The sequence below is a fragment of the Streptomyces sp. NPDC008121 genome, assembly GCF_042957155.1.
Taxonomy (GTDB): Bacteria; Actinomycetota; Actinomycetes; order Streptomycetales; family Streptomycetaceae; genus Streptomyces.
The window spans coordinates 1-16,564 of sequence record NZ_JBIBHT010000003.1 but is presented as its reverse complement, the minus strand read 5'-3'; the positions used below and the strand labels follow the sequence as shown (position 1 = coordinate 16,564).

At 70.3% G+C, this 16,564-nt stretch carries 12 protein-coding genes; 9 read left to right on the top strand and 3 right to left on the bottom strand.

Annotated features, from left to right (window positions below):
* Positions 1-211: 211 nt before the first annotated feature.
* On the bottom strand, positions 212-4,165 hold the full coding sequence (gene eccCa / locus ACFZBD_RS10205) for a type VII secretion protein EccCa (protein WP_391138632.1): 3,954 nt from the start codon (positions 4,163-4,165) through the stop codon (positions 212-214).
* A 171-nt stretch (positions 4,166-4,336) separates the two neighbouring features.
* On the opposite strand from eccCa, the gene eccD reads away from it, so the two are divergent.
* The 6 genes from eccD to ACFZBD_RS10175 all read left to right on the top strand — a co-directional run bounded on the left by eccD (position 4,337) and on the right by ACFZBD_RS10175 (position 11,434).
* Positions 4,337-5,815 (top strand): type VII secretion integral membrane protein EccD, encoded by a 1,479-nt coding sequence (gene eccD, locus ACFZBD_RS10200; RefSeq protein ID WP_391138630.1) that lies wholly within the window; start codon positions 4,337-4,339, stop codon positions 5,813-5,815.
* A 227-nt stretch (positions 5,816-6,042) separates the two neighbouring features.
* Positions 6,043-6,333: a 30S ribosomal protein S15 gene (gene rpsO, locus ACFZBD_RS10195; protein ID WP_147979976.1), complete on the top strand. Its 291-nt coding sequence runs from the start codon at positions 6,043-6,045 to the stop codon at positions 6,331-6,333.
* 275 nt (positions 6,334-6,608) lie between these two features.
* Complete coding sequence (locus ACFZBD_RS10190) at positions 6,609-8,831, top strand: polyribonucleotide nucleotidyltransferase (RefSeq protein WP_391138627.1); 2,223 nt, start codon at positions 6,609-6,611, stop codon at positions 8,829-8,831.
* Entirely contained in the window at positions 8,828-10,207 is a 1,380-nt protein-coding gene (locus tag ACFZBD_RS10185; RefSeq protein ID WP_391138625.1) for an insulinase family protein, read from the top strand. The genes ACFZBD_RS10190 and ACFZBD_RS10185 overlap by 4 nt, the downstream gene beginning before the upstream one ends.
* Positions 10,208-10,223: 16 nt before the next feature.
* The gene (gene dapB, locus ACFZBD_RS10180; RefSeq protein WP_391138623.1) at positions 10,224-10,976 is read left to right on the top strand and encodes a 4-hydroxy-tetrahydrodipicolinate reductase; all 753 of its coding nucleotides are present in this window, start codon (positions 10,224-10,226) and stop codon (positions 10,974-10,976) included.
* Positions 10,977-10,981: 5 nt separating this feature from the next.
* Positions 10,982-11,434: a hypothetical protein gene (locus ACFZBD_RS10175; RefSeq protein ID WP_391138621.1), complete on the top strand. Its 453-nt coding sequence runs from the start codon at positions 10,982-10,984 to the stop codon at positions 11,432-11,434.
* Here the strand turns inward: ACFZBD_RS10175 and ACFZBD_RS10170 are convergent.
* A complete protein-coding gene (locus ACFZBD_RS10170) occupies positions 11,424-11,981 on the bottom strand; it encodes a hypothetical protein (RefSeq protein WP_391138619.1) in 558 nt (185 codons plus the stop codon). The two genes, ACFZBD_RS10175 and ACFZBD_RS10170, sit on opposite strands and share 11 nt — an antisense overlap.
* Before the next feature lie 94 nt (positions 11,982-12,075).
* Positions 12,076-12,315 carry a hypothetical protein gene (locus tag ACFZBD_RS10165; protein WP_391138617.1) on the bottom strand — a complete coding sequence of 80 codons (240 nt, stop codon included), beginning with the start codon at positions 12,313-12,315 and terminating at the stop codon, positions 12,076-12,078.
* 186 nt (positions 12,316-12,501) lie between these two features.
* Here ACFZBD_RS10165 and thyX point away from each other — a divergent pair, with 186 nt between their 5' ends.
* The 3 genes from thyX (at position 12,502) to ACFZBD_RS10150 (ending at position 16,156) form a co-directional block, all read left to right on the top strand.
* Complete coding sequence (gene thyX / locus ACFZBD_RS10160; protein WP_391138615.1) at positions 12,502-13,239, top strand: FAD-dependent thymidylate synthase; 738 nt, start codon at positions 12,502-12,504, stop codon at positions 13,237-13,239.
* Positions 13,240-13,417: 178 nt separating this feature from the next.
* Entirely contained in the window at positions 13,418-14,317 is a 900-nt protein-coding gene (gene dapA, locus ACFZBD_RS10155) for a 4-hydroxy-tetrahydrodipicolinate synthase (RefSeq protein WP_391138613.1), read from the top strand.
* Positions 14,318-14,470: 153 nt separating this feature from the next.
* The gene (locus ACFZBD_RS10150) at positions 14,471-16,156 is read left to right on the top strand and encodes an RNase J family beta-CASP ribonuclease (protein WP_391138611.1); all 1,686 of its coding nucleotides are present in this window, start codon (positions 14,471-14,473) and stop codon (positions 16,154-16,156) included.
* Positions 16,157-16,564: the final 408 nt, after the last annotated feature.

The following is a 16,564-nucleotide window of genomic DNA, read 5'->3' as shown; positions in this document are numbered from 1 at the left end:
GGCGATGTTTGCAGTTTTGAAGTGCTCACGTCCATCGGCAGAGCCACGTCTCCGTCGGCGCGGGCCACGAGACCGGCGCCCGCCGACGAGGCCGGCGCCGACCACGAGACCGGGCGCCCGGCCCACGAGCCCCGCGCCGGCCACGAAACCCAAGCCCGTCTACGAGACCGGCGCCCGTCTACGAGAGCCCCGCCGACGAGCCCCGGCGCCCTCACAGCCCCGGCAGCCGCCCGGTCTGCACCAGCGACGCCGCGCCCCGGCGGGAGACGAAGTAGCCGCGCCCGGCCGGCAGCGGTCGCGGCCGCGCGTTGCCGAGGAGGTCGCCCTCGTTCGGGTCGCCGGAGAGGACCACGCCCTGGGCGCCCAGCTCCTTGATGCGCTGCATGAAAGCCTCGTACATCGAGCGGGAGGCGCCCGCCGAGTTGCGCGCGATGATGAAGCGGACGCCCGTGTCCCGGGCGAACGGCAGGTACTCCGCCAGTGCCGCCAGCGGATTGCCGGAGCTGGTCGCCACCAGGTCGTAGTCGTCCACGATGATGAAGACCTGCGGCCCCGACCACCAGCTGCGGTCCCGCAGCTGCTGCGGGGTCACGTCCTGCGGCGGCTGGCGGCGCGAGAAGACACCCGCCAGGGCCTCCATGTGCATCTGCATCGAGCTGGCCATCGGCGCGTACTCCAGGAGGTGCTCCTCCGGCAGCGCGCCGAGCAGCGCCCGGCGGTAGTCGCCCACGACGAACTTCGCCTCGTCGGGGGAGTACCGTTCCGCGATCTGCTTCGCGATCAGGCGCAGCAGGTTCGTCTTGCCGGACTCGCTCTCGCCGAAGATCAGGAAGAACGGGTCCGTCTCGAAGTTGACGAACACCGGCTCAAGACGCGTCTCGTCGATGCCGATCGCGATGCCGTGCTGCGGGAACTCGAAGCCCTTCGGCAGCTGGTCCGCGGGCACCTTGTGCGGCAGCAGCCGGACGGCGGGCGCGGCCGGACCGTTCCAGGCGCCGCGCACGGCCTCCACGAAGGCCGCCGTGCCCTCCGAGAGGTCCCCGGCGGATCCCGCCCCGTCGATCCGCGGCAGGCCGCCCATGAAGTGCAGCTTCTCCGGCACCTGCCCGCGGCCGGGCACCCCGGTCGGCACGTTGGCCGCGACCTTCCGGTCGAACTCCGAGTCCATGACGTCGCCCAGGCGCAGCTCCAGACGGCTCAGCATCTGGTCCTTGATCGCGGCGCGGACCTCCATGTACCGGGCGGCCGTGATGACGACGTGGATGCCGTAGCCGAGACCGCGCGCGGCGATGTCGGAGACGACGCCCTCCAGCATGTCGTACTCGTTGCGGAAGCCGCCCCAACCGTCGATGACCAGGAAGACGTCGCCCCAGGGCTCGCCGGGCAGCTCGCCCGCGGCCCGCTTGCGCCGGTAGGTGGCGATCGAGTCGATGGAGTTCGCGCGGAAGAACTCCTCGCGCCGGTTCAGTACGCCGAGCACCTCCGCGACCGTCCGCCGCACCCGCTCGGGGTCCAGCCGGGACGCCACCCCGCCGACGTGCGGCAGGTCGGCCAGCGACACCATGCCGCCGCCGCCGAAGTCCAGGGCGTAGAACTGCACTTCGCGCGGGGTGTGGGTGAGCGCGAACGACGAGATCAGCGTCCGCATCAGCGTCGACTTGCCGGACTGCGGACCGCCGACGACCATCATGTGGCCGGCCGCGCCGGAGAAGTCCCGGTACAGCACCTCGCGCCGCTGCTCGAAGGGCTTGTCGATCAGGCCCAGCGGCACGGTCAGACCGCCCGGACGCGTGTACTCCGTCGCCGTCAGCCCCCGGTCCGCGGTCTGCGCCAGCCCCGGCAGCAACTGGTCGAGCGACGGCGCCTGGTCCAGCGGCGGCAGCCACACCTGGTGGGCGGGCACGCCCTGCCCCTCCAGCCGGCGCACGATCACGTCGAGGACGGTGTCCGCGAGCGCGTCGTCCTCCTCCTCGCGCCGCGCCGTCAGATACGCCGGGTCGGGCGCCGCGTACACCACCGGCACCGGCGTCGCCGTGAAGAGCGCCGGCCGCCGCTCGATCGGCATCTGACCGGCCGTGAGCCGGGGCCCGCCGGTGCGGTACGTGCCGGAGACGTACGCCGCCTTGAAGCGGGTCATCTCGTCCGTGCCGAACTTCAGATAGCCCGAACCCGGCACCGACGGCAGGTGGTAGGCGTCCGGGACACCGATCGCCGTACGCGACTCGGCCGCCGAGAAGGTCCGCAGACCGATGCGGTACGAGAGGTACGTGTCGAGGCCGCGGAGCTTGCCCTCCTCCAGGCGCTGCGAGGCGAGCAGCAGGTGCACACCCAGCGAACGGCCGATGCGGCCGATCTGGATGAACATGTCGATGAAGTCCGGCTTCGCGGTCAGCAGCTCGGAGAACTCGTCGATCACCAGGACCAGCGAGGCCAGCGGTTCGAGCGGCGCGCCGGCCGCCCGGGCCTTCTCGTAGTCGTGGATGTTGGCGTAGTTGCCCGCCGACCGCAGCAGTTCCTGCCGGCGCTGCAGCTCACCGCGGATCGCGTCGCCCATGCGGTCGACCAGCGTGAGGTCGTCGGCGAGGTTGGTGATGACGGCCGCCACGTGCGGCATCTGCGACATGCCGGCGAAGGTCGCGCCGCCCTTGAAGTCCGCGAGGACGAAGTTCAGCGTCTCCGAGGAGTGCGTCACCGCCAGACCGAGGACCAGCGTCCGCAGCAGCTCCGACTTGCCGGAGCCGGTCGCGCCGACGCACAGCCCGTGCGGGCCCATGCCCTCCTGCGCGGCCTCCTTGAGGTCGAGCATGACCGGCTCGCCGGCCTCGCCGACACCGATCGGCACCCGCAGCCGCTCGGCCGTCGAACGGGGCCGCCAGGTGCGCGCCACGTCCACCGACGCGGCGTCGCCGAGGTTCAGCAGATCCGTGAAGTCCAGGTTGGCGAGCAGCGGTTCGTCGTCGTCCCCGCCGCCCATCCGCAGCGGCGCGAGCTGCCGCGCCAGCGCCTCGGCGGCCGGCAGCGAGATCCCGTCCGGCACGCCCTCGTAGGCGAAACCGCCGCCCGACTCCAGGCGCAGCCGCCCCGGCCGTACCACCACGGACAGGCCGCCGCGCGGCTCGTCGAGCTCACCGGAGACCACCTCGACGATGGTCACGCCCTGCACGCCCTCCGGCGCCGCGAACAGCGAGTCCGGCGGCACCATCCCGCCGTCCAGGACGACCACCACGTGCGGCTGGTCGAGCACCGGCTGGCTGTCCCGGCTGAACCGCGGCCGCCCGTCGAGCCGCGCCCGCAGCAACTGCTCCAGCTCGCCGAGGTCGTCGCCGATCAGCCGTCGGCTGCCCGCCCCGTCGACCTGCCCGGGCACCTGCGTGTGCGGCAGCCACTTCGTCCAGTCCCAGCGCTCCTGCGCACCGCGCGCCGCCACCACCGCGAGCATGATGTCGTCGGGGGAGTGCAGCGTCACCAGCTGGGAGACCAGGGCGCGCGCCGCCGCCTGGGCCGCCTCCGGCTCACCGGAGACCGTCACGTGGTAGAAGGCGCGCATCGAGACCGCCATCGGCAGCCCGTCCAACGAACCGTGCACGGCCAGGAACTGCTGCATCGCGCCCGCGCACAGCGGCTCCAGCTCGTCCACCGGAGCCGTGTCGGGCGCGGCCAGCGGCGTCGCCAGCTGCTGCGCGCCGAGACCGAGCCGCACCTGGCCGAAGTCCGTGTCGCCGACCCGGCGTTCCCACACGCGTGAGCCCTCGGCGACCACCGACCACAACTGCTCGGGCGCGGGGTGCAGATACAGCTGCGCGTCCCGCTGCTTGCGCGCCGCACGCCGGACCGTACGCCGCGTCTGCGCGAGGTATTTGAGGTAGTCGCGCCGGACATCGGCAATTTGCCCCTGCGTACCCCGACGGAATCGCACCAGCTGGGCGATGACCATGCCGACCGTCGAGACCAGCATCAGGATGCCCATGATCCGCATGAACGGATGGGCGCCCGGCATGAAGAAGAACACCACCGACGACCCCATGCCGAGCATCGGCAGGAGCTGCATCAGCATGCCCTCCTGCTGACCTCTCGGCAGCTCGGGCGGAGGCTCCAGGACCAGTTCCTCGCTGGGCACTTCCGGAGGAAGGGACCTCGGCGGGCGTTTGACGACGATCTGGCTCACCGGCGCATCAATCCCTCGTTACGGGCCGACTTCGTGCGGGAGTTCCGCACCGGCGCCCCCGTCGGCGACGGCCTCCCCCAGGACGGCGATCCTACGTGCAGCCACTCGCACCCGTCCCCGGTAGGGTGGCCCGCGCATTGTGCGCAACCGCGAATCAGGGGGTCCAGACACGTGAGTACGACCGCAGCGACCGGCTTCTGCCGCGTCACCGTCGTGGCGCCGGACAGCCGCATCGACGTCGCACTCCCCGAGGACATCGCCGTCGCCGACGTCTATCCGGAGATCCTGCGGCTCACCGGCCAGACCCAGGCCGCCGGCGCTCCCACCGGCTACCACCTGGTCCGCCGCGACGGATCGGTCCTCGACGGCGCCCGCACCCTTGCCGGTCAGCAGATCCTCGACGGCGAGGTGCTCTCGCTGCGCCCCTTCGCCCAGTCGCTGCCGCCCGCCGTCTTCGACGACGTCTCCGACGCCGTCGCCTCGGCCGTCACCCGCGACCGGCACCTGTGGAGCGACGACCTGCTGCGCGGCGCCGGACTCGTCGGCGGGGTGCTGCTCCTGGTCCTGATGGGCTTCGTGCTGTGGTTCGCCGACCCGGTCCGCCACGACATGCACAGCCTTCCCGGCATCGTCGCCGGCGCCGCCGGCGTGCTGCTGACCGCCTTCGCCGGAGTGCGCGCCCGGGTCTATGCCGACCGCGCCACCGCCGTCGCCCTCGGCCTCGGCGCCCTGCCGCTGCTGCTGATCGCGGGCTCCGGGATCGTCGGCCCCGATGCGGGCCACGGCCCCGGACGCCTCCAGTTCCTGCTCGGCTGCGTGACCGTCCTGGTCGCCTCCGTCGCCCTGGTCGCGCTCACCCCCAGCGGGGACGCGCCCTTCGTCGCCGCGACCTTCCTCGCCGCCGTCGGCACCCTCGCGACCTTCCTCGCGATCCTCACCGAGGCCTCCGCCACCGAGACCGCTGCGGTCTGCGCGCCGGTCGCCATCGGACTCGTCGCCTTCCTGCCCGGCCTCTCGGCCCGCTTCGCCCGGCTCCCCATCGGCTACGCCGCCCCGCGCAGCGCCGCCGACGACGAGTTCCACGCCGACCTGAACCAGCCCGCCGCCGATGAGGCCCAGCCCGTCGACGGCGAGCGCATCGCGCTCCAGGCCCGCCGCGGCCACGAGATGCTGCTCGGCCTGGTCGGCGGCTGCGCCGCCGTCGTCGTCGGCTCGGCGGCCGTCCTCGGCTTCGCCGGCAACGTCTGGGGCCAGCTCCTCGCCCTGGCCGCCGGCCTCGCGATGCTGCTGCGCGCCCGTCTCTTCCGCTACACCTCGCAGGTCGCCTGCGTCCTGGTCGCCGGCATCGCCGCGATCGCCCTGCTGATCCTCGGCCTCTCCCTGAACCCGCCGGCCGACCTGGTCAAGGACCTCCTCATGTACGGGGACCGCGGCGGCCTGGACATCCGTACGATCTGGCTCACCGCGGCCGTCGCCGCCGGCGCCGCCCTGGTCACCGCCATCGGCCTGATCATCCCCAGGAAGGGCCTCTCGCCCTTCTGGGGCCGGCTGCTCGACCTGGCCGAGAGCTTCGTCCTGCTCTCCCTGGTCCCGCTCTGCCTCGCGGTCCTCGACGTCTTCATGGCGGCCCGCTCCCTCACCAGCAAGTAGGGAGCCCGGCCGGACGCCCCCGGGCCCCGGCCGGGGGGCCTCCCCCGGGCTGGTACGCTGGGTGACGGCCGTTTGTGTACGCGCTCCCGGAATCGACCCGGATCCCCGGATCAGGACCTCCTCTGGAAGCTGCGCCCATCGGACCTTCGCCTGTCGAGTCACCGAAGCTCCCCTGAGACCAAGACCAGGGGCACTCGTCGGCGCACGAACACCAAGAGGAGTACCGAGTGTCTCTCGACGCCGCTACGAAGAAGCAGATTTTCGCCGAGTTCGGTCAGAAGGAGGGCGACACCGGCTCCCCCGAGGTCCAGGTCGCGATGCTGTCGCGCCGTATCTCCGACCTGACCGAGCACCTCAAGCAGCACAAGCACGACCACCACTCCCGTCGTGGTCTGCTGATCCTGGTCGGCCAGCGTCGCCGCCTGCTGCAGTACCTGGCCAAGAAGGACATCCAGCGCTTCCGCGCCCTGGTCGACCGCCTCGGCATCCGCCGCGGTGCGGCCGGCGGCGCCAAGTAAGACGCCGTGAAGGGAGCGGTTCCCACCTTTAGGGGGCCGCTCCCTTTGCTGTACGTGCGCGATGTGCCGACCGGCACTTAGTCTGGTCACACAACGCCACACACGAGCGAGAAGCCGCCGGCCCGCCGCCGGTCCTCGGTAGTGGCCCCCGGACCCATACCCCCGGGTGCTTCGATCGAAGACCGGCCCGCACCGAAGGCGCGCTTCTCCTCCATGACCGTCCCCGGCCACACGGGCCGACGGACGAAAAGACGAACACGTAGGAGAAACCCATAGTGGAGAACGAGACCCACTACGCCGAGGCCGTCATCGACAACGGCACGTTCGGCACCCGCACCATCCGCTTCGAGACGGGCCGCCTGGCCAAGCAGGCCGCCGGCTCCGCCGTCGCGTACCTGGACGACGACACGATGGTCCTCTCGGCCACCACCGCGTCCAAGAAGCCCAAGGACCAGCTCGACTTCTTCCCCCTGACGGTGGACGTCGAGGAGCGGATGTACGCGGCCGGCAAGATCCCCGGCTCCTTCTTCCGCCGTGAGGGCCGGCCCTCCGAGGACGCGATCCTCACCTGCCGCCTGATCGACCGCCCGCTGCGCCCCTCCTTCAAGAAGGGCCTGCGCAACGAGATCCAGATCGTCGAGACGATCATGGCGCTCAACCCCGACCACCTGTACGACGTGGTCGCCATCAACGCCGCCTCCTGCTCCACGCAGCTGGCCGGCCTGCCCTTCTCCGGCCCGATCGGCGGCACCCGTGTCGCCCTGATCAAGGGCCAGTGGGTCGCGTTCCCGACGCACACCGAGCTCGAGGACGCCGTCTTCGACATGGTCGTCGCCGGTCGCGTCCTCGAGGACGGCGACGTCGCGATCATGATGGTCGAGGCCGAGGCCACCGAGAAGACGATCGAGCTCGTCAAGGGCGGCGCCGAGGCGCCGACCGAGGAGGTCGTCGCCGCCGGTCTCGAGGCCGCGAAGCCCTTCATCAAGGCCCTCTGCAAGGCCCAGTCGGACCTCGCCGCCAAGGCCGCCAAGCCCACCGGCGAGTTCCCGGTCTTCCTCGACTACCAGGACGACGTCCTGGAGGCGCTCACCGCCGCCGTCAAGAGCGAGCTCGCCCAGGCGCTCACCATCGCCGGCAAGCAGGAGCGCGAGACTGAGCTCGACCGCGTCAAGGAGCTCGCCGCCGAGAAGCTCCTCCCGGCCTTCGAAGGCCGCGAGAAGGAGATCTCGGGCGCCTACCGCGCGCTGACCAAGAAGCTGGTCCGCGAGCGGATCATCAAGGACAAGGTCCGCATCGACGGCCGCGGCATCACGGACATCCGTACGCTCGCCGCCGAGGTCGAGGCCATCCCGCGCGTGCACGGCTCGGCGCTCTTCGAGCGTGGCGAGACCCAGATCCTGGGCGTCACCACCCTCAACATGCTCCGTATGGAGCAGCAGCTGGACACCCTCTCCCCGGTGACCCGCAAGCGCTACATGCACAACTACAACTTCCCGCCGTACTCCGTCGGCGAGACCGGCCGCGTGGGCTCGCCCAAGCGCCGCGAGATCGGCCATGGCGCGCTCGCCGAGCGCGCCATCGTGCCGGTGCTGCCGACGCGCGAGGAGTTCCCGTACGCGATCCGTCAGGTGTCCGAGGCCCTCGGCTCCAACGGCTCGACGTCCATGGGTTCCGTCTGCGCCTCCACCATGTCGCTGCTGAACGCCGGTGTGCCGCTCAAGGCCCCCGTCGCCGGTATCGCCATGGGCCTGATCTCCGAGGAGATCGAGGGCAAGACGCACTACGTCGCCCTCACCGACATCCTCGGCGCCGAGGACGCGTTCGGCGACATGGACTTCAAGGTCGCCGGTACGAAGACCTTCGTCACCGCGCTGCAGCTCGACACCAAGCTCGACGGCATCCCCGCCTCGGTCCTGGCCGCCGCGCTGAAGCAGGCCCGTGACGCGCGTCTGCACATCCTCGACGTGATGAACGAGGCGATCGACGTTCCGGACGAGATGTCCCCGAACGCGCCGCGCATCATCACCGTCAAGATCCCGGTGGACAAGATCGGTGAGGTCATCGGCCCCAAGGGCAAGATGATCAACCAGATCCAGGAGGACACCGGCGCCGACATCACGATCGAGGACGACGGCACCATCTACATCGGTGCCGCCCAGGGCTCGCAGGCCGAGGCCGCCCGCGCCACGATCAACGGCATCGCCAACCCGACCATGCCGGAGGTCGGCGAGCGCTACCTGGGTACGGTCGTCAAGACCACCACCTTCGGTGCCTTCGTCTCCCTCATGCCCGGCAAGGACGGTCTGCTGCACATCTCGCAGATCCGCAAGCTCGCCGGTGGCAAGCGCGTGGAGAACGTCGAGGACGTGCTCGCGGTCGGCGCCAAGGTCCAGGTCGAGATCGCCGAGATCGACCAGCGCGGCAAGCTCTCCCTCGTCCCCGTCATGGCGGACGACGAGAACGCCGCCGAGGACACGAAGGACGACACCGACCAGTGACGTCCCGTAGTTCCGCGACGACGGCCCGCCCCTCCTCGGAGGGGCGGGCCGTCGCCCGTACCCAAACGCTTCTCCCGGGCAAGGACGGCATCGGCACGGTCCGCCGTACGACCCTCCCCGGCGGCCTCCGCATCGTCACCGAGACCCTGCCGTCCGTACGCTCCGCCACCTTCGGCATCTGGGCGAACGTCGGCTCCCGCGACGAGACCCCCACCCTCAACGGCGCCACGCACTACCTCGAGCACCTCCTCTTCAAGGGCACCGCGCGACGCAGCGCCCTCGACATCTCCGCCGCGCTCGACGCGGTCGGCGGCGAGATGAACGCCTTCACGGCGAAGGAGTACACCTGCTACTACGCGCGGGTCCTCGACACCGACCTGCCGCTGGCGATCGACGTGGTGTGCGACATGCTCACCGGCTCGCTGATCCTCCAGGAGGACGTGGACGCCGAACGCGGCGTCATCCTCGAGGAGATCGCGATGACCGAGGACGACCCCGGCGACGTCGTGCACGACCTCTTCGCGCAGACGATGTTCGGCGACACCCCGCTGGGCCGCCCGGTCCTCGGCACCGTCGACACCATCAACGCTCTCGACCGCGGCCGGATCGCCCGCTTCTACAAGAAGCACTACGACCCGACCCACCTGGTCGTCGCGGCCGCCGGCAACGTCGACCACGCCACCGTGGTGCGCCAGGTCCGCCGCGCCTTCGAGAAGGCCGGCGCCCTCACCCGTACCGACGCGGTCCCCGTCGGTCCCCGCGAGGGCCGCCGCGCCCTGCGCACCGCGGGCCGGGTCGAGGTCGTGGGCCGCAAGACCGAGCAGGCCCACGTGGTCCTCGGCATGCCGGGGCTGCCCCGCACCGACGAGCGCCGCTGGGCGCTCGGCGTCCTGAACACCGCCCTCGGCGGCGGCATGTCCTCCCGCCTCTTCCAGGAGGTCCGGGAGAAGCGCGGACTGGCCTACAGCGTGTACTCGTACACCTCGGGCTTCGCCGACTGCGGCCTCTTCGGGGTCTACGCCGGCTGCCGCCCGAGCCAGGTCCACGACGTGCTCGGCATCTGCCGGACCGAGCTGGACAAGGTGGCCTCCGAGGGCCTGACCGACGACGAGATCGGCCGCGCGATCGGCCAGCTCTCCGGCTCGACCGTCCTCGGCCTGGAGGACACCGGCGCGCTGATGAACCGCATCGGCAAGAGCGAGCTGTGCTGGGGCAGCCAGATGTCGGTGGACGACATGCTCGCCCGGATCGCCGCGGTCACCCCCGACGAGGTCCGGGAGGTCGCCCGCGAGGTGCTCGGACAGCGCCCCTCGCTGTCCGTCATCGGGCCCCTGAAGGACAAGCAGGCGGCACGCCTGCACGAATCCGTCTCCTAGAGGGAGTTTCAGAGCAATGAGCAAGCTGCGCGTGGCGGTCCTCGGAGCCCAGGGCCGGATCGGCTCCGAGGCCGTCCGGGCCGTCGAGGCCGCCGAGGACATGGAACTGGTCGCGGCCCTCGGCCGGGGCGACAAGCTGGAGACGCTCGCCGAGTCGGGCGCCCAGGTCGCCGTCGAGCTGACCACCCCCGCCTCGGTCATGGAGAACCTCGACTACTGCGTGAACCACGGCATCCACGCGGTCGTCGGCACCACCGGCTGGACCGAGGAGCGCCTCGCGCGGCTGCGGACCTGGCTCGACGCCTCCCCGGAGACCGGCGTGCTCATCGCGCCGAACTTCTCCATCGGCGCCGTCCTGACCATGAAGTTCGCCCAGATCGCGGCCCCGTACTTCGAGTCGGTCGAGGTCGTCGAGCTGCACCACCCGAACAAGGTCGACGCCCCCAGCGGCACGGCGACCCGGACGGCCCAGCTGATCGCGGCGGCCCGCGCCGAGGCCGGCCTCGGCGCCCAGCCGGACGCCACCGCCACCGCCCTGGACGGCGCCCGCGGCGCCGACGTCGACGGCGTCCCGGTCCACGCCGTACGCCTGCGGGGCCTGCTGGCCCACCAGGAGGTGCTGCTCGGCGGCGAGGGCGAGACGCTGACCGTCCGTCACGACTCGCTGCACCACTCCAGCTTCATGCCGGGCATCCTCCTGGGCGCCCGCCGCGTGACCACCGCCCCGGGCCTCACCTTCGGCCTGGAGCACTTCCTGGACCTGGGCTGACGGCCATGGGCGGAAAGATCACGTACTTCTTCCTCGCCACCGTCCTCGTGCTCGTCTTCGGAGTGGTGGCGATGGAGGGCGTCCTGCTCGTGCTGACCGGGGAACCGGCCGCCATGGGCATGGGCGTGGTGGCGTTCCTGCTGCCCGGCGTCGGCGGTTGGTTCCTCTGGAAGAACACCCGCTTCGCCCGCCGCGCGCAGCGGCTCGCCGAGCAGCTGGAGGCCGAGGGCGGCCTGCCGGTGGACGACCTGAAGCGCACCGCGGGCGGCCGGATCGACCGGGACTCGGCCGACGAGGTGTTCGCCAGGCGCCGCGCCGAGACCGAGGACTCCCCGGACGACTGGCGCTGCTGGTTCCGGCTCGCCGTCGCCTATCACGACGCCCGCGACACGCCGCGCGCCCGCAAGGCGATGCAGCGTGCCATCGCCCTCCACGAGGACCGCGCGGTCAGCGCGTAGCGGTCACCGCGCCGTACTCCGCGTTCCACGCCTCGATGGTGTCCGCGGCGCGGTCGAAGGCCTCGACGCGGGACAGGAAGTCGGCATTGTGGTCGGTGAGCAGCGTGATCCGCTCACCGCCCTGCCGTACGAGGATGAGGGCCTGGCCCTGGACGGTGCGGGGGAGCCCCAGCCAGCGCACCGGCTGCTGCACCGTGCGCACGTCGCCGGCCTGCCGCCACTCCAGGGTCTTCGTCGAGAAGAACCCGACGCGCCGCAGGCCGTGGCGGCTCACCCAGGTGCCCACGCGCAGCATGCGCAGCGCACAGACGATGATCACGGCGGCCAGCGTGAAGGTGGCCCCCGCCCCGGGCAGGGCTCCCGCCGCCGCGACGATCACCGCGGCGAAGAGCACGAACGACGCGAGGAGCAGCGCGAGCGCCGCCGCCCCCACCCGCCAGGGCCCTGGCCGGTACGGACGACGCCACTGGTCGTGGTCGTCGAACGGCAGCGCGACATCGTCGGTCGCGTCATAGGCGCGGTCGGCCGTCAGGAAGGGCAGGGGCACGACAGGTCCTCACTCACAAGCACGCTCGAAGGGGCTGTGCCCGGTGAGGCTACCCAGGGGGTCTCGACCGGGCCACCCCAGGGGGCCGAAACGATCAGCGGCCGTCGGAGGCCTCGGAGTGCTGCCGGTGGCCCTCGGCGGCGCCCGACTCCATGGCGGGCATGCCGAAGAGCAGCGACCCGACGAGACCGGCCACGACGGTCAGCCCGACCAGCGTACGGCCCGCGAGCTGGGAGACGCTGAGGCGCTCCCTCGGCGGGGGAGTGACGTTACTGCGGAAGCGGTCGGCCTCGGCCACGAACGCGAACGGAACGGGCTCTCGCCGGCTGAACATGAGGAAGCACTCCTTGGGTCTGTGGTGGGCGGTGTCACAGATACAGACGACGAAAGCGACGTTTTGGTGCCCCTTTTCCCCGAATCGACCGAACAAAGCCGTCCGGGCGGGTGCACGGGGCCCACTGTCGGTGGCTCCCCGTAAAGTGGGCGCCGCCCGTGCGACGCGATGGAAGGACACCCGCCGGTGAGCGACACCCCCGAGGACATGAAGCCCAGTTTCCGCAGCGATGTGACCGTCGAGCTGGTGAAGCACAGCGCCGCCGACACCGACGTGCTGTGGGCGGCCCGTGTCTCCACCGCCGGCGAGCAGTCCCTCGAGGAGCTGAGCAAGGACCCCGAGCGGTCCAAGGGGCTCATCAACTATCTGATGCGCGACCGGCACGGCAGCCCGTTCGAGCACAACTCGATGACCTTCTTCATCAGCGCCCCGATCTTCGTCTTCCGCGAGTTCATGCGCCACCGCGTGGGCTGGTCGTACAACGAGGAGTCGGGCCGCTACCGCGAGCTCCAGCCGGTCTTCTACATCCCCGGACAGGACCGCAAGCTGGTCCAGGAGGGCCGCCCGGGCAAGTACGTCTTCGTCGAGGGCACCGAGGAGCAGTACAAGACCGCAGGCGCCGCCATGGAGGAGGCGTACATCCAGGCGTACGAGCGGTACCAGGAGATGCTGGCCGCGGGGGTCGCCCGCGAGGTCGCCCGTGCGGTCCTGCCGGTCGGACTCTTCTCCTCGATGTACGCCACGTGCAACGCCCGCTCGCTGATGCACTTCCTCGGTCTGCGCACCCAGCACGAGCTGGCGAAGGTGCCGTCGTTCCCGCAGCGGGAGATCGAGATGGTCGGCGAGAAGATGGAGCAGCACTGGTCCCGGCTCATGCCGCTGACCTACGACGCGTTCAACAAGAACGGCCGTATGGCCCCATGAGGCACAGATGTACGAACACCTCGCGCGAAGTGTCCGTATTGCGACGTTTCACGAAGTTCATCTAGGCTGATCAAACGGACCCGGCACTGCTTGAACCCCCGAGCAGGCAGTGCCGGGCTCCTCTTCTCACGTCCCCCGAGGGGACACCGGACGCCGAGCAACGAGTAGCGTGTGACCCATGGCTCCGATCTCCACTCCGCAGACCCCCTTCGGGAGGGTCCTCACCGCCATGGTCACGCCCCTCACGGCGGATGGCGCACTCGACCTCGACGGTGCCCAGCGACTGGCCGCCCATCTGGTGGACGCAGGCAACGACGGCCTCGTCATCAACGGCACCACCGGCGAGTCCCCGACCACCAGCGACGCGGAGAAATCGGAGCTCGTACGAGCGGTACTGGAGGCGGTCGGCGACCGCGCCCACGTCATCGCGGGGATCGGCACCAACGACACCCACCACTCCGTCGAGCTGGCCCGTACCGCCGCCCGTGACGGCGCGCACGGCCTGCTCGCCGTCACGCCGTACTACAACAAGCCCCCGCAGGAGGGCCTGTACCGGCACTTCTCGGCGATCGCCGACGCCACCGAGCTTCCGGTGATGCTCTACGACATCCCCGGCCGCAGCGGCGTCCCGATCGACACCGAGACGATCGTCCGGCTGGCCGAGAACCCCCGGATCGTCGCCAACAAGGACGCCAAGGGCGACCTCGGACGCGCCAGCTGGGCCATCGCACGCAGTGGCCTGGCCTGGTACTCCGGCGACGACATGCTGAACCTGCCGCTGCTCTCCGTGGGCGCCTGCGGCTTCGTCTCGGTCGTCGGCCATGTGGTGACGCCCGAGCTCCGCGCCCTCCTGGACGCCCACCTGAACGGCGACGTCCAGAAGGCCACCGAGATCCACCAGCGGCTGCTGCCGGTCTTCACCGGCATGTTCCGGACCCAGGGCGTCATCACCTCCAAGGCCGCCCTCGCCCTCCAGGGCCTCCCGGCCGGCCCCCTGCGCCTGCCGCTCGTGGAGCTTTCCCCGGAGGAAACCGCCCAGCTCAAGGTCGATCTCGCCGCCGGCGGGGTACAGATCTGACAACGGACTTCACAACTGAATATCCGATCCGTCCGACGCGACGAGCGACACCCGACGTCCGACGTGATCTTCCGACAGACAACAGCAAGTGCACGAATGTCATGCGCGCCACGTGCCGAAGCGGTACGTGGCGCGTGTGGTGAGGAGAGTCTTTTGAGTCATCCGCATCCTGAACTCGGCGCCCCGCCGAAGCTCCCCAAGGGCGGCCTTCGCGTCACCCCGCTGGGCGGGCTCGGCGAGATCGGCCGCAACATGACGGTCTTCGAATTCGACGGCCGCCTGCTCATCGTCGACTGCGGCGTCCTCTTCCCCGAGGAGGAGCAGCCCGGCATCGACCTGATCCTGCCCGACTTCACCACGATCCGGGACCGTCTGGACCAGATCGAGGGCATCGTGCTCACGCACGGTCACGAGGACCACATCGGAGCGGTCCCGTACCTGCTCCGCCTGAAGCCGGACATCCCGCTGATCGGCTCCAAGCTGACCCTCGCCCTGATCGAGGCGAAGCTCCAGGAGCACCGGATCCGCCCCTACACCCTCGAGGTGAAGGAAGGCGACCGGGAGAACCTGGGCCCCTTCGACTGCGAGTTCATCGCGGTCAACCACTCCATCCCGGACGCACTCGCGGTCGCCGTGCGCACCCCCGCGGGTCTGGTCGTCGCCACCGGCGACTTCAAGATGGACCAGCTCCCGATGGACGGCCGGCTCACCGACCTGCACGCCTTCGCGCGGCTCAGCGAGGAGGGCATCGACCTCCTGCTGTCCGACTCGACGAACGCCGAGGTCCCGGGCTTCGTCCCGCCGGAGAAGGACATCTCCAACGTCCTGCGGAACGTCTTCGCGAACGCCCAGAAGCGCATCATCGTGGCGAGCTTCGCCAGCCACGTGCACCGCATCCAGCAGATCCTGGACGCGGCCCACGAGTACGGACGCCGGGTGGCCTTCGTCGGCCGCTCGATGGTCCGCAACATGGGCATCGCCCGTGACCTGGGCTATCTCCGGGTGCCCGCCGGCCTGGTCGTCGACGTCAAGACCCTCGACGACCTTCCGGACGACGAGGTCGTCCTCGTGTGTACGGGGTCGCAGGGCGAGCCGATGGCGGCCCTGTCCCGGATGGCCAACCGCGACCACCAGATCCGGATCGTCCAGGGCGACACCGTGATCCTGGCGTCCTCGCTCATCCCGGGCAACGAGAACGCGGTCTACCGCGTGATCAACGGCCTGAGCCGGTGGGGCGCCAACGTCATCCACAAGGGCAACGCCAAGGTCCACGTCTCGGGCCACGCCTCGGCCGGCGAGCTGCTGTACTTCTACAACATCTGCAAGCCGAAGAACCTCATGCCGGTCCACGGCGAATGGCGCCACCTGCGCGCCAACGCCGAGCTCGGCGCCATGACGGGTGTCCCCAAGGACCGCATCGTCATCGCCGAGGACGGCGTGGTCGTCGACCTGATCGACGGCAAGGCCAAGATCGTCGGCAAGGTCCAGGCCGGCTATGTCTACGTCGACGGCCTCTCGGTCGGCGACGTCACGGAGGTCCACCTCAAGGACCGCCGCATCCTCGGCGACGAGGGCATCATCTCGGTCTTCGTGGTCGTGGACTCCTCCACCGGCAAGATCGTCAGCGGCCCGAACATCCACGCCCGGGGCTCCGGCATCGAGGACTCGGCGTTCAGCGCCGTGGTCCCCAAGGTCGAGGAAGCCCTCAACAAGTCCGCCCAGGACGGCGTGGTCGAGCCGCACCAGCTCCAGCAGCTCATCCGCCGCTCGGTCGGCAAGTGGGTCTCGGACACCTACCGCAGGCGTCCGATGATCCTCCCGGTGGTCGTCGAGGTCTGACCCTCGACCCCCCAACCAGGAGCGGGGCGCCTCGATTTGCATCGGGGCGCCCCGCTCCAGTACGTTTACGGCTCCGCCTGAACGGGAAGCCCGGCACCTTCGTGTGCACGAACGGGTGAACCGGGAGGGGCGGGAATTCCGACTCAGAACTTCTGATAAAGTCGGAACCGCCGGAAAGGAAAGCGCGAAAGCGAATTCCAAGAAGGCGAAACCCGCTCCAGCGGGTGGCGGAAACGGAAATCGGATCTGCTAAGCTGGAAACACGAAAGACCGAAGGGAAAAGCCCGGAGGAAAGCCCGAGAGGGTGAGTACAAAGGAAGCGTCCGTTCCTTGAGAACTCAACAGCGTGCCAAAAATCAACGCCAGATTAGTTGATACCCCGTCCATCTTCGGATGGCGAGGTTCCTT